At 59.9% G+C, this 14,170-nt stretch carries 10 protein-coding genes and 1 pseudogene; 4 read left to right on the top strand and 7 right to left on the bottom strand.

The features are described from left to right. Position 1 precedes the first annotated feature (1 nt). From AF71_RS23695 to AF71_RS23680, 4 genes and pseudogenes are all read left to right on the top strand, one after another. A pseudogene (locus AF71_RS23695) lies at positions 2-777 on the top strand (SDR family oxidoreductase). A gap of 25 nt (positions 778-802) precedes the next feature. Further along, positions 803-2,722, top strand: a complete 1,920-nt coding sequence (locus tag AF71_RS23690) for a beta-N-acetylhexosaminidase (RefSeq protein WP_169683423.1) — start codon at positions 803-805, stop codon at positions 2,720-2,722. Positions 2,723-2,730: 8 nt separating this feature from the next. Further along, entirely contained in the window at positions 2,731-4,167 is a 1,437-nt protein-coding gene (locus AF71_RS23685; RefSeq protein ID WP_169683420.1) for a M81 family metallopeptidase, read from the top strand. 89 nt (positions 4,168-4,256) lie between these two features. Continuing rightward, positions 4,257-5,456: an MFS transporter gene (locus AF71_RS23680; RefSeq protein ID WP_169683418.1), complete on the top strand. Its 1,200-nt coding sequence runs from the start codon at positions 4,257-4,259 to the stop codon at positions 5,454-5,456. A gap of 92 nt (positions 5,457-5,548) precedes the next feature. Here AF71_RS23680 and AF71_RS23675 read toward each other — a convergent pair whose 3' ends face one another. The 7 genes from AF71_RS23675 to AF71_RS23645 form a co-directional block, all read right to left on the bottom strand. Next, positions 5,549-6,874 carry an extracellular solute-binding protein gene (locus AF71_RS23675; protein WP_062376168.1) on the bottom strand — a complete coding sequence of 442 codons (1,326 nt, stop codon included), beginning with the start codon at positions 6,872-6,874 and terminating at the stop codon, positions 5,549-5,551. A 93-nt stretch (positions 6,875-6,967) separates the two neighbouring features. Beyond that, positions 6,968-7,819 carry a carbohydrate ABC transporter permease gene (locus tag AF71_RS23670; RefSeq protein ID WP_025661268.1) on the bottom strand — a complete coding sequence of 284 codons (852 nt, stop codon included), beginning with the start codon at positions 7,817-7,819 and terminating at the stop codon, positions 6,968-6,970. Beyond that, complete coding sequence (locus tag AF71_RS23665; protein ID WP_169683416.1) at positions 7,816-8,751, bottom strand: sugar ABC transporter permease; 936 nt, start codon at positions 8,749-8,751, stop codon at positions 7,816-7,818. Before AF71_RS23665 ends, AF71_RS23670 begins: the two co-directional genes overlap by 4 nt. Then, positions 8,744-9,844, bottom strand: a complete 1,101-nt coding sequence (gene ugpC, locus AF71_RS23660) for a sn-glycerol-3-phosphate ABC transporter ATP-binding protein UgpC (protein WP_169683414.1) — start codon at positions 9,842-9,844, stop codon at positions 8,744-8,746. The genes AF71_RS23665 and ugpC overlap by 8 nt, the downstream gene beginning before the upstream one ends. A gap of 245 nt (positions 9,845-10,089) precedes the next feature. Then, positions 10,090-11,601 (bottom strand): alpha-N-arabinofuranosidase, encoded by a 1,512-nt coding sequence (locus AF71_RS23655; protein ID WP_169683412.1) that lies wholly within the window; start codon positions 11,599-11,601, stop codon positions 10,090-10,092. A 106-nt stretch (positions 11,602-11,707) separates the two neighbouring features. Further along, positions 11,708-12,634: a helix-turn-helix domain-containing protein gene (locus tag AF71_RS23650; protein ID WP_169683411.1), complete on the bottom strand. Its 927-nt coding sequence runs from the start codon at positions 12,632-12,634 to the stop codon at positions 11,708-11,710. Positions 12,635-12,788: 154 nt separating this feature from the next. After that, the gene (locus AF71_RS23645; protein ID WP_018858445.1) at positions 12,789-14,159 is read right to left on the bottom strand and encodes an alpha-glucosidase/alpha-galactosidase; all 1,371 of its coding nucleotides are present in this window, start codon (positions 14,157-14,159) and stop codon (positions 12,789-12,791) included. Positions 14,160-14,170 lie beyond the last annotated feature (11 nt).

The following is a 14,170-nucleotide window of genomic DNA, read 5'->3' as shown; positions in this document are numbered from 1 at the left end:
AATGACAAAGACGGTAGCAATCGTGACCGGTGCTGCGGGTGACATAGGCCGTGCGATTGCCGAGCGGCTTGCCGAGGATCACGATACCATCCTGATGGTCGACATCGACTTTGCCGCCGCCGAGAGGGCCGCCCGCACGCTGGGCGCGGCCGAACGCTTCATCGCGTGTGGCTGTGATGTAACGAACGAGGCAAGTGTTGCCGAGATGGCGAAGCGTGCCGCGACGCTCGGTGCCGTCAGGACGCTGGTCAACAATGCCGGTGCTGCGCGCGCCGTCAGCCTGCACGATACCACGGCCGAGATCTGGCGGATGGACAATGCCCTCAATCTCGAGGCGGCGTTCCTCTGCTTCCGCGCCGTCGAGGGACAGCTCGAAGCGACGAAGGGCTCGTTGTCAACATTGCATCCGTCAACGGCATGAACGTCTTCGGCCATCCTGCCTACAGCGCAGCGAAAGCCGGACTGCTGCATCTGACCAAACTGATTGCGGTGGAATATGGAAAGCTCGGGATCCGTTCGAATTCGGTTGCGCCCGGCACCGTGCGTACGCAGGCCTGGGAGGCGCGTGCTGCCGCCAATCCTAATGTCTTTGAGGAAGCGCGCCGCTGGTACCCGCTACAGCGGGTTGTCGATCCCCGGGATGTCGCCAATGCCGTTGCATTTCTGGCTGGCCCGCAGGCCGCCGCCATCACCGGCGTCTGCCTGCCGGTGGACTGCGGCCTGACCGCCGGTCAGGCGGAACTTGCCCGTACCTTTTCGCAATCCGAGCACTACTGAAAGACATAGCAAGAGAGGAACAGATATGACTTTGGCGCCCTACCGCCTGGAAAGTTCGTGGCAGCCGGATGGTGGCCCGAACGGCCGCTTTACCTTTTCCCTTTTCAATCTTTCCGATGTTGCGCTTTCCGGCTTCACGCTGGTCTACACCTCGCTGACGCGTGTCATCGATGCCAAGGCCTGCGAAAATGCCACCTTTGTGCGCCGCAATGCCAATTTTCACGAGTTTGCACCGCCAACCGACTTCGTCCTCGAACCGGGCAAGAGCTGGACTTTCACCGTCAGTGGCCTGCATAGGCCCGCGCGCCACTGCACCGATGGCGCCAAGTCCGCCTATGTGACGCTGGCTGATGGCAAGCATGTCACGGTTGGAGTGTCCGATCTGCTGCTTGAAGGTCGCGTCAATGAACCGCCGCCGATGCTTCTCCCGGAAGGCAGGCTCACGCTTCCATTCTCGTTGCAGCCATGGCCAGCAGAAATCGACGCCAGGCCCGGCGATAGCTTTCCTGTCGTTCTCTATCCCGCAGAAGGATCCTCGGCTGACGACGTGCGCGCCGTCTCAACTGTCCTTTCGCTCTGCCGGCGCCTCTTTGAGAGCGACCACGCACCTTTCAATCTCGTGGCCTCGCCGCAGGGCCAGGCCCTGCAGTTTTCGGTTGATCCGACGATAGCTCCGGAAGGCTACAAGCTTGCCTTCTCGCCCGCGACGATCACGCTATCCTTTGCCGATGCTGCCGGACGTCAATACGGGCTGACTTCGCTTTCGCAACTCCTGCATGGCGCCCGCAGCCATCCACAGACGTTCCGCTTTCCCGTCTCCGGGACAATTTCTGACAAGCCGCGATACGGTTGGCGGGGGTGCCATCTCGACGTTTCGCGGCAGTTCTATCCGGTCGCTGATATCAAACGCCTGATCGACATCCTTGCCTGGTTGAAGGTCAACATCTTCCATTGGCATCTGACTGACGATGAGGCATGGCGGCTTGAGATCAAGGCCTATCCGGAACTGACGACGACGGGCGTCTTGCGGGGGCCGGATGAGCCGCTCCTGCCTCAACTCGGCAACAGTGCCGAACCGGTTGGCGGCTTTTATTCCCAGGAGGACGTTCGCGACATTGTCGCTCACGCTGCAAGCTTGAGCGTCGAGATCATCCCCGAAATCGATATTCCGGGCCACAGCACGGCCACCTTGACGGCGCTGCCCGATCTGTCCGACGGACAGGAGGCGCCGGACAGCTATCACTCCGTGCAGGGCTATCCGAACAACGCGCTCAATCCAGCCGTGCCCGGGACCTACGAATTCCTCGAGAACGTGCTCGACGAGATGGTCGAGCTGTTTCCCTCCTCCTATCTCCACATCGGTGGTGACGAGGTGGCGAACGGCTCGTGGCTTGCCTCCCCGCTTGCCAAGGCGCTGATGGAGAAGGAAGGGATTTCAGGAACGTTTGCGCTGCAGTCCTATTTCCTCAAGCGCGTGAAGGACATGCTGAGCGCGCGTGGTCGCAAGTTGGCCGGTTGGAACGAAGTGGCTCATGGCGGCGGTGTCGCCGCCGCAGACACGTTGCTGATGGCTTGGGAGAACCCGCAGGTCGGGATCGATCTCGCCAAGCAAGGCTACGAGGTCGTCATGACCCCTGGCCAGGCCTACTATCTCGACATGGTGCAGGCGGAGGCCTTTCAGGAGCCCGGCGCAAGCTGGGCCGGGACAGTGCCGCCGGCCCACACCTATGCCTACGAGGCAGAAGGTGAATTTCCGGAGGAACTGAAGGACAGGATGAAGGGCGTTCAGGCCTGTATCTGGTCGGAGCACTTTCTGTCGCGCGGCTATTTCAACCGGCTGGTCTTCCCACGGTTGCCGGCAATTGCCGAGGCGGCGTGGACGCCGCGGGCGATGAAGGACTGGCATCGTTTCGCCGCGATCGTTCCCCTTAGCCCAAAACTGTGAGGCCGGCGATGCGGATTGCGGTTGGCGGAATTCATACGGAATGCAGCACCTATTCGCCGGTGCTGATGGCGGTCGACGATTTTCGCGTCCTGCGCGCAGCCGATCTCCTTGCTTCCGACTATTTCAGTTTTCTCGATGCGGAAGGGGTTGAACATCTCCCGCTACTTCACGCACGCGCCGTGCCCGGCGGTCCGGTTTCGGCTGTTGCATATGAGGCGTTCAAGGCGGAGTTTCTTGATCGATTGAAGGCTGTCCTGCCGGTCGACGGGCTTTACCTTGCAATGCATGGCGCCATGAATGTCGAGGGCATGGAGGACGCCGAAGGCGACTGGATCGCGGCGGCCCGCTCCGTCGTCGGTCCGGACTGCGTGGTCGCTGCAAGCTATGATTTGCATGGCAATGTCGGTCACAAGATTGTCGACCAACTCGACATATTCGCGGCCTATCGCACTGCACCGCACATCGACGTCAGGGACACAATGATACGTGCCTGGTCGATGCTTGTGGACGCCTTGAGATCCGGCAGACGACCCGGTGTAGCCTGGGCTCCGGTGCCGGTGCTCTGGCCGGGCGAGCGAACCTCGACCGAGGACGAGCCTGCAAGAAGCCTTTACATGGCTCTGCCCGACATCGACCGGCGCGCCGGCATTCTCGATGCAAATCTGATGATCGGCTATGTCTGGGCGGACGAACCGCGGGCGAGCGCCTGCGCGGTTGTCACAGCGACCGACAGACAGGCGGCGGCACGGGCAGCTGAAGAGATCGCCGCATCCTATTGGAATGCGCGGGAAAACTTTGTTTTTGGGCCGGTGACCGGGCCGCTCGAACAGATGCTTGAATTGGCGGAGGAAGCCTCTACAGCGCCTGTGATCCTTGCGGATTCAGCCGACAATCCGACAGGGGGCGGTGTCGGGGATCGCGCTGATGTGCTCAAGGCTTTGCTGGAGCGGCGGTTTGACGGGGCGCTGCTTGCCGGCATTACGGATCGGCCGGCTGTCGAGGCGTGCTTTGCCGCCGGCAAGAGCGCAAGGATCGGGCTCGATATCGGTGCGACGCTTGACCCGTCGAGCTCGCCTGTCCACGTGGAAGCAGAGGTTGTCTTCCTCGATGATCCCGGCGCCTTTGACGAGCGTCAGGCGGTGGTGCGGACCGGAGGGATTACGGTCGTGCTTGCTGGCCGCCGACGGCCCTATCACAACATCGCCGATTTCACGCGCCTTGGGCTCGATCCAAAGTCAGTGCGCATGCTGGTGGTGAAGTCGGGCTACCTTTCTCCGGAACTTGCGCCGATCGCCAACCCAAACCTGATGGCGCTGACTGAGGGGGTGGTGAACCAGGACATCGAAGCTCTGGTGAGCAAACGACGCATCCGGCCGGTCTTTCCCTTTGACCGCGACTTTGCCTATACGCCGCAGGCACGCCTTTCGGCGCGGTGGAAAGACTGATTTTTTTCCTGGCAGGTTTCGGCCTCGCGTCGAACCTGTTAAGGCGTCTCGATCCGCATCGCCGGTTGATTTCCTTCCCTCGACCCATCATGACCCGTTTTCTGCCTGATGTATTCCGCAACCCGACAGTTCGGGTCAGCATGCTTGCGATCTTCGCCTTTGGCTTTGCCGGCGCGGCGACCTCGCCATATCAAGCGGTCATCGCGATTCGCGAGCTTGGCCTGAGCAATGGCCTCTACTCGGCGCTGATCTTTGCTGCAGCAGCCGTCAATGTCACCGTCAGCATCCTGCTCGGCAATCTTGCGGACAGACTTGGTGAGTTCCGCAGGCTGATGCTGTCGGTCGCCGTGTTCGGCATCTTCGGCTATGGCGCGGTCTACGTCTTTCCGGCACAGGCAACCTTTGTCCTCAGTGCGCTGTTGCTCCTGCCAATCTACAACGCGCTCAATTCCCTACTCTTTGCCAATGTGCGCGCCACCACCAACGGGATGCCACGCGGTGACGTGGCGACGGTAAACTCGGGCGTGAGAGCGATGATCTCACTCTCCTGGGTGCTGGTCCCAGGGCTTGTCGGTATACTCCTGTCGCGGTCAACAAGCATGCTGCCCGCCTATCTCTTCGCAAGCCTTGCCTGCCTGGTGTGCCTTTGCCTGATCGCCGCGTTCCTGCCACGCCAGAGCGGAACCGACAATGCAGCCACGCATCATCTTTCCTATCTTGCTGCACTCGCAGAAGTCATCTCACCTCGCGTCTTCGTCCGCGTGATCGCGGTGGCGCTAATCAGCAGCACCCTTCACGTGAACGGTGCCATCCTGCCACTGATCGTTACGGGCCCCGCACACGGGACGGTCGGCGATATCGGGATCCTGGTTGGCATCGTTGCCCTGCTCGAGGTGGTCTTCATCGTCGTCTGGGGCCGTGCCCAACGGATCATGAGCCACGTTACGGCGCTGGCGATCGGCACGATCATCTATGTCGTGTACCTTCTGTTGCTCGGCTTTGCCTCTGCGCCATGGCATGTTTACGCCTTGACCCTCATCAGTGGTGTCGGCGCGGCAGCACTCATCAGCATTCCGATCACCTACCTGCAGGATCTGATCGCCGAGCGGCCGGGCCTTGGCAGTGCGCTGATATCCGTCAACATCTTTGTCAGCGCGGGGCTGAGCGCCCTTCTCTTTGCGATCGGCACTGGCGTCAGCGGCTATTCCGGTACGGCAATCATCGGTGCTGCAGCAGGGCTTTGCGGGCTTTTCCTGCTGCTTTTCTTTGACGGGGACAAACGGCGCTGAGACCGGCATATCTCCAACCAGCCCCCTTCAACTGCAAATGCCCGCCGCGGAGCGCGGCGGGCATTTGCTCTCTTGGCTTGGGAGAATAAGCCTCAGATGTTGGCGAGCAACTCGTTGATGCGTTGTTCCATATCGGTGAGCGCTGCATCGATCTCCTTCTGACCGGTGATCGCAGCACTCATTTCCTGGCCGATAATGTCCTGGATCGCAAACTGGCGCTGGACGGTCGACGGCAGCGGGGTGCCGAGCGTGGCGATTGCCGAAATCGTGTCACGATGCGGCAGAGCCTTGAACTGATCGGAAGCCAGAACCGCCTTGACAGCTGGCAGGTGGCCGGTCCTCGACCAGTCGAAGTCGTTGTCGTGGAAGAACTTCAGGAACTTGCCGATGGCAGCTGTCTGCTCGTCGCTGCGATCCTTCTGCGACACTGCCCAGCTGTGGCCGTCGGCATATTGCGCCTTCTTGCCCGGGAAGAGCTGCGGATAGGGATAAACGGCATAGCCGCCGGCGTTCAGCGCGGTACCTGCCTTTTCGGAGGATGCCGTATAGTCGCCGATGACCCAGGTGCCGTTCAGGTGAACGCCGCCCTCGCCTGCGAGGAAGGCGTTGATGCCGGCCGCATAGTCGAGATCCTTGGTGGTATAACCGTTGTCGTAGATCGCCTTGTACATCTCGAGGACTTTCTTGGCCTCGGGCGTATTGATCTTCACCTGCTTCGGATCGGCAAAGAAGTTCGAATCCTGCTGGAACAGGTAGGTATAAAGATTGCGGGTATAAAGCGCGACTTCGTTCGCCAGGTTCTGGACAAAGTATGGCTTGCCGGTCTTTTCCTTGAACTGCTTGGCCTGAGCCATGAGTTCATCAACGCTGGTCGGCAACTTCGGCGTGCCGTCGGCATTGAGGAGATCGGCCTTTTTGAAAAGGTCCAAGTTGATGTGGTACAGCATGGTCCAGTTGTCGATCGGCAGACCGTAGATCTTGCCGTCCTTGGTCACGCCGTTCAAGCTGGCATCGGTGAAGTCGGAAGACGCAACGCCAACGGACTTCAGGACGTCGTCCAGCGGCATCAGCAGGCCCTTGGACTGATAGTCAGCCAGTACCGACTGGTGGATAGTAACGATATCCGGCGGGTCGCCGGCAGCGAACTGTGCCGTCAGCTGGTCATAACCCGGCCATTCGACGGTCGTCACCGTCACATGCACATCCGGATTGTCCGCGTTGAACTTGTTGATAAGCGAGGTGATGATACCGCATTCCCCGACAGCCTTGCTGACATCGGTATTGGTGCCGAAGTCGGCATCGCACGCGCCGAAGAAGCGCTGAACCGTCAGTTCGGTGGCGGCAAAGGCCGGGCTTGCGCCGGCAAGGGCAATCACCGAGGCCGCCGCAAGCATGTATTTTCTGAAAGTATGCGTCATTCCAACTCCTCCTCTTTGGGGTTCCCCACCCCTTGACGTGAGCCCCCTCCTCGGGAGCCGGTTGCACTTAAAACGTGGTCTCTGTCGCCAGCCCTAGCGCACGGCGGTGCCGGATACGGCCGTCACGATGTATTTCTGGAAGAACAGGTAAAGGATCAGGATCGGCGCGCTGGCGAAGACTGCCTGGGACATCAGGAAGCCGAGACCTTGAGACTGCGCGAAATTCATCTGGGTCGAGGCGATCCCGACGGTCAGCGTAAACATCTCCTTGCGGGTGCCTGAAATCAGCGGCCAGAGATAGTCATTCCAGGCGCTGAAGAAGGTGAAGATGCCAAGCGTTGCCTGCGCCGGAATGGTGAGCGGCAAGAGCACCTTCCAGAAGATCTTGAAGCGGCTGGCGTTGTCGAGCAGGGCCGCCTCGTCCAGCTCCTTGGGGATGGCGCGAAAATACTGCGTCATCAGGAAGACGCCGAAGGGTGCGGAAAGCCCCGGCAGGATCAGCCCCGGATAGGTGTTGTGGAGCTTCAGCCAGCCAAAGATCTGCTGGCGGGCAATCAGCACGGCCTGTTCCGGCACGGCAAGGCCGAGCAGCACGATGACGAAAAGCACGTTGCGGTAAGGAAAGTTCAGCCGCGCGAAGCCATAGCCGGCAAGCGAGGAAAGGACCAGCGTCGCGAGCGTCAGGCCGCCCGAAACGATGGTGCTGTTTAACACCCAGCGGAAAACCGAGGAGGTGCCGATGACATCGATATAGTTCTTGATCGTGTAGGGCGCGCGGAAGACGGAGTTCATGTCCAGCATGAGTTCCTTGTTGTCCTTCACGGAGAGCGCCACCACCCAGACCACCGGCGCCACCATGACGAGGGCCAGCGCGATCACCAGGCCGAGGATGATGCGGTCACCCAAGGTGCGGCCGACGATATTGCCCGAGACAGATCCGCTCATCCCTCTTCTCCCTTGCGCCGCGTGGCGATGTACTGCGCCATGGCGGCAATCAGGATCATCATGAACAGGACTTCGGAAGCGGCAGCACCGAGCCCGAGGTCCCACTTGGTGAAAGCGGCCTCGTAGATGTAGAGGACGACCGGCTTGGAGACGTTGTTGGGGCCACCGTTCGTCATCAGCCGCGCCTGGCCGAAGAGCTGGAACTGCAAGACGATCTGGATGATGACGACGAGCACGAAGGTGCGCTTGATCGAGGGCAGCGTGATGTACCAGAGCGTGCGCCAGCGGCTGGCATTGTCGAGAGCTGCCGCCTCGTAGATCTCGCCAGGCACCTGCTGCAGGGCCGAAAGGAAGAGCATCATCGGCAGGCCGATGCACCACCAGACGGTGGCGATCGCAATGCCGATCATGGCAATCCGCGGATCAGAGAGAAAAGCGGGCGCAGTCGCTCCGAACCAGCCGTAGATCGTCGCCAGCAAACCGAAATTGCCGATGAAGACGATACGCCAGATCAACGTCACGATCGTCACCGACAGGACCGAAGAGGAAAAATAGAAGGCGCGCAGCACGGCGGCGGTGCGGGTGCGGCGGTTCAGAGCCAGCGCCAGAAGCAGGCCGATGATCGCGAGCGCCGGTACCGTCAGGAAGACGAAATAGAAGGTGTTGCCGATCGCCTGCAGGAAGATGCGGTCGTTATAGAGGCGGATATAGTTGGTCAGGCCGACGAACTTGCCGACGCCAAAGGCGTCCGCCTTGTGCAGGCTCAGCCAGATGCCCCAGAAGAGCGGCACGACGAGAAGGGCCACGAAGACGAGGAGATAGGGCGCGACGAAGAGGGCATTGCGCCATTGCGGCGCATTGATGTTCTGGATGTTGCGCCGTTCGGCGGCCGCAGCCGTCGCCTCGGCACGATCGAGTGCGGCCTCAGCCATGACCGGCCTCCTCATTGTGCCAGGCGTGACCGGCATCATCGAAGAGATGCGTGCGCGTCCCGTCGAGCGTCAGCCCCACCTCGTCGCCGATTGCCACGCGGCTGTTGCCGATGTCCTCGGCAATGACGACGCTGCCATCCTTGAGGCGCGTATAAAGAAGGGTGCGATCACCAAGACGCTCGAGGACATCCACCTTGCCCGTCGTCGTCGCAGCAACGCCGTTGGCGAGCTTGACGGCCTCTGCACGAATGCCCAGAGAGTACTCGCCACCCTTGACCCCAGCTGCGCGGATGGCGGTCTTGAGTTGTGTGCCGTCGGGAAGCTTTGCGCGCAGGAAACCGTTTTCTTCCGACAGGGCGACGGTCAGGAAGTTCATGGTCGGAGAACCGACAAAAGTGGCGACGAAACGGCTGGCCGGACGCGAGTAGATCTCCATCGGCGTGCCGATCTGCTCGATCTTGCGATTGTTCATGACGACAATGCGGTCGGCGAGCGTCATTGCCTCGATCTGGTCATGCGTCACGAAGATCATCGTCGATCTCACGCGATTGCGCAGCTGGGCGAGTTCGACGCGGGTGCGAACGCGCAACGCCGCATCGAGGTTGGACAGCGGCTCGTCGAAGAGGAACGCCTTCGGTTCTTTGACGATGGCGCGGCCAATGGCGACGCGCTGGCGCTGGCCGCCGGACAGCTGGCCGGGCTTGCGCTCCAGGAGGTGGCCGATCTCGAGCATGCGGGCTGCTTCTGCAATTCGCTTCGAGATCACATCGCTCGATAGGTTGATGTTGCGCAGTCCGAAGGCCATGTTGTCGGCCACCGTCATATGCGGGTAAAGCGCATAGGACTGGAACACCATGGCGATGTCGCGCTGACCGGGCGGCAACGTGTCGATGCGCTCGCCATTGATGGAGATCGTGCCGTCATCCACGCTTTCTAGCCCCGCGATCATGCGCAACAGCGTCGATTTTCCGCAGCCCGACGGCCCCAGGAAGACCAGGAACTCGTTGGCCTTGATCGACAGTGACAATCCGTCGAGGACGGTCATCGAGCCGTAGCGCTTGGTGACATTCTGGATTTCGATATTCGCGGTCATCCGGCTGCTCCTGGATTGCAGTCAGAACCCGAAAAACCGATATGGACACATGGCAGGCATGCTGAGAGCGAGTATGCATCCGCTTTCATCGGCGAATGCCCCTCAGTCAGTGATAGTGCCAGAACAGAAGCTGTCGCTCCCATCTCTTCCTCCCAGTGGCACGTCAAAACCGGTGCGCTGACGTTAAATCATACAATTGCTTTGTCAACACATCGTTTGATATGTATCAGCAAAGCGGATTTATATTATGCCTGCAGGCGGATCATCCTGTAGGAGAGCGGCGCGATCCTGGCGCTGAGCTTGCCATCGGCAAAGCTGGTGCCCGTGACGGCCTTCGCCACGACGTTGTCGGGCTTGTCGGCGGTATTGGTGATGTTGAGATCCGCATGGGCCACGACCTGATCGTCGATGACCCGCAAGGCGCCGAATTCGAGGAGGCTCGCATCGAGATCGAGCGTCTCGGTTCCGTGGCGGTTGACGATGAAGAAGGTCACCGTCTTCTTGTCCGCATCATGGACCGCCGATATGTCCAGGTAGGGCACATCTCCAAGGTCGTCGACCTTGTAGCTCGGGCTGTCGACCATCAGTTTCAGCGCAGTTCCACGCCCGTAGACGGAAGCGAAATAGTAGGGATAGAAGATCGTCTGACGCCACGCCGGGCCGCCCGGGACCGTCATGATGGGTGCAATGACGTTGATGAGCTGCGCCAGGCAGGCAATTTTGACGACATCGGCGCGATTGATGAAGGTGTTGAGAATGCAGCCAACCTGGAGCACGTCCTCGAAGTTGTAGTCATCTTCCAGAAGGGCCGGCGCGTGCGGCCAGCCATTGGCGCCGGCAAGCGTTGCCTTGTCGCGCTCCTTGGAGTGGTACCAGACGTTCCACTCGTCGAAGGAGATATAGACGTTCTTTGCCGAGCGCTTCTTCGCCTTGACGTAATCGATGACGCCTGCGACCGTGCCGATGTAATTGTCCAGTTCGATGCTGCGGGCGAGATAGTTGGCCGTGTTCTTTGCGCGGTTTTCGAAGTACATGTGCAGCGAGATGTAGTCGACCTCATTGTAGGTGTGGTCGAGGACCGTTGCCTCCCACTCCGGATAGGTCGGCATGTGTGCGTTGGACGAGCCGCAGACGACGAGTTCGAGGGAGCTGTCAAAGGCGCGCATGGCCTTGGCGGTTTCATGTGCCAGACGGCCATATTCGTCCGCCGTCTTGTGGCCGATCTGCCAGGGTCCGTCCATTTCGTTGCCGAGGCACCAGAGCTTGACGTCCCAGGGCTCCTTTCTTCCGTTGGCAATGCGCTTGTCACTCCACTCGCTGCCGCCAGAATGATTGACATATTCGAGGAAGTTGCGCGCCTCGTCGAGACCACGCGAACCGAGGTTGACGGCCAGCATCATCTCCGTATTCGCCGAGACACACCAATCGGCGAATTCGTGGATGCCGACCTGGTTGCTTTCGGATGTATGCCAGGCAAGGTCGAGGCGAGTCGGACGGTCTTCCTTGGGGCCGATACCGTCTTCCCAATTGTAGGCCGAGACGAAATTGCCGCCGGGATAGCGTACGATCGGAACATTCAATTCCTTGACGAGATCGATGACGTCCCTGCGCATGCCGTTCTCGTCGGCGGTCGCATGATCCGGCTCGTAGATGCCCGTATAGACGGCCCGACCGAGATGCTCGATGAACGAGCCGTAAAGGCGCGGGTCGATGTCCGAGATCGTGTATTTGCTGTGCGCTGTAACCGCGGCCTTCATGAGATCCTCCACTGTATCGTCATTTGTGATTTGTATCACAATTTGAGATGAATAAAGCGGAAGCCTGGGGCGGGGTCAAGACCAAAATGCAGAAAATCGGACAGACTTACCGAGTCTTGAGACGCAGCAGAATGTCCTGGTCGTAATTGCCGAATCCGCGCCCGAAGATGTTGATGCCGCCAGGATGTTTGGCGTTGTCGCGCACACCGATGCGCAAGCGGATCGAATGGTGTTCGTCGAGCTTCAGGTCAGCGAGCGTGATCTCGGAAATGCGCAATCCATCGACAAAGGCGCCGTCGTCATTGATGCGGAAGTTCTTCAACTTGCCGTACTGCGATCCCTTCAGTTTCCACCAATCCGGGGTGAATACACCGCGTTTGTCGCCAAAATCACCCGGAGACGTCCAGGTTCCGATATCGACCCCGTTGACCGTCAGGGTTATGTCGGAGGGCCAGTCGGCGCTGGTACCGGGAACCTCGGAGCTTAGCTCCATCAGGAACTCGATTTCGCGGATGCTGGTATTCGTCAATCGCGCATTGTTGGGAAACTGATATTCAACATGCCCGCGTGTGAACCAGATGAGCCCCGCCTTCATGCGGTCGGGATCAAGGAAGGTATTGGGTACATCGAGCAACCCGATGATGCCGTCGGCCGAGCAAAGTCCGCAAGGCGCCGTCACCTCGAAGCTCGTATAGAGACCAAGCGGCATCGATACCTCGATCGCGTCTGGTTCAGTTTCCTTGATTTCATTCTTGAAGACCACCAGGATCTCGTCATAAACGCTGCGGCAGACCTTCTGATTGCCCTTGCGGGCCTTCTGGGTTTCCGTGTGGATAAGCCCCGCCTCTTCCAACACCTGGACGTTGGTCGACACGCTGGATTGCGGCAGATCAAGGATATCAGCTATTTCGTTGACGTTGAGCGCGCCCTTCTCGTGCAGAAGCTTCAACACCGCCACGCGAGCCGGCGATGCCAGTCCCTTGAGGATAGGCATACCCTCTTCGGGGTCGACGACAAGGAAGCTGCGGCTCATGGGGCTCCGATCGGCACAGGACAAGATTACGCAATTGGTTCTATATCAGAGATATTGATTTAATCAATCGGGCCGCCGACTTTATCTACCCGATAGCAAAAGTCCCGCGGCGATGCCGCGGGACCTCTTGGGGCCGTGACCGGGAGAGAGATGGTCAGGCGGCCTGAACCTTGCGGCCGGTGCGCGCCCATGCGGGCAACCAGTCACCGTGGGCTGCCAGCAGTTCGTCCACCATCGACCAGATCTGGTCGAGGTCGAGTTCGGCCGCTGTATGAGGGTCCATCATGGCGGCATGATAGATGTGCTCGCGATTTTCCGTCATCAGCGCCTGGACCGTCAGCTCCTGGACATTGATGTTGGTGCGCATGAGTGCCGTGAGCTGCGGCGGCAGGTTGCCGATGAACGTCGGCTGGATGCCGGATGCATCAACGAGGCACGGCACTTCGGCGGCGCAATTGGACGGCAGCGACGTGATGCAGCCATTGTTGCGGACGTTGCCGTAGATGACGGACGGCTCACCCGTCCATACCGAATTGATGATCGAGGACGCGTATTCCTTCGACTGCTTGACCTCGATCTTGTCGGCCGAACGGTAGGCCTCGGCCTGCCCCTTCCAGCGCTCGATCTGTTCGATGCAGCGCTTCGGATATTCGTCGAGCGGAATGCCGAACTTCTCGATCAGATCCTCGCGGCCCTCCTTGATGAAGTAAGGCGTATATTCGGCAAAATGCTCCGAGCTTTCAGTGACAAAGTAGCCGAGACGGGTCAGCATCTCGTAACGGACCTTGTTCGGGCAACGCGGGTTCCAGCCGGGCTTCGGCGCACGGCCTTCGCGATAGGCGCGCACGAGATCCGGATAGAGATCCTTGTAGGAGCCATCTGGCTGGCGATGTTCGAATTTCAGATAGAAGGCCATGTGATTGATGCCGGCCGAACGGTAACGGATATCCTCGTAGGGAATGTCGAGGTCGTGGGCCAGTTCCATTGCAGTGCCCTGCACGGAGTGGCAGAGACCGACCTGCCTGATCGTGGGATATTTTTCCGCGATCGCCCAGGTATTGATCGCCATCGGGTTGACATATTGCAGCATGATCGCCTCGGGGCAGACAGCGAGCATGTCCTCGCAGATCTTCCAGAGATGCGGCACTGTTCGCAGGCCCCGCATAATGCCGCCAACGCCAAGCGTATCGGCAATCGTCTGTCGCAGGCCGTATTTCTTCGGAACTTCGAAGTCGGTCACTGTGCAGGGCTCGTAGCCGCCGATCTGGAAGGCGACGACGACGAAGTCGGCGCCAGCCAGGGCCTTGCGCTGGTCTGAATAGGTCTCCGCCTTGGCCTTGACGCCAAGAGTCGAGATCAGCTTGTTGACAACGATGGCGCTTTCTTCAAGCCGCTGCGGGTTGATGTCCATCAAGGCGATGGTCGCACCCGACAGCGCCGGGCGCTGCAGCACGTCGCCGACGATGTTCTTCATGAAGACGGTGGAGCCAGCTCCGATGAACGTAATCTTTGGATTTCTTGCCATTATAACCTCCG

Origin of the sequence: Rhizobium sp. 57MFTsu3.2 (assembly GCF_012932765.1) — a bacterium.
GTDB lineage: Bacteria > Pseudomonadota > Alphaproteobacteria > Rhizobiales > Rhizobiaceae > Rhizobium > Rhizobium altiplani.
Note: the sequence above shows the minus strand (reverse complement) of the source record. Positions and strands in the feature narration are given on the sequence as shown.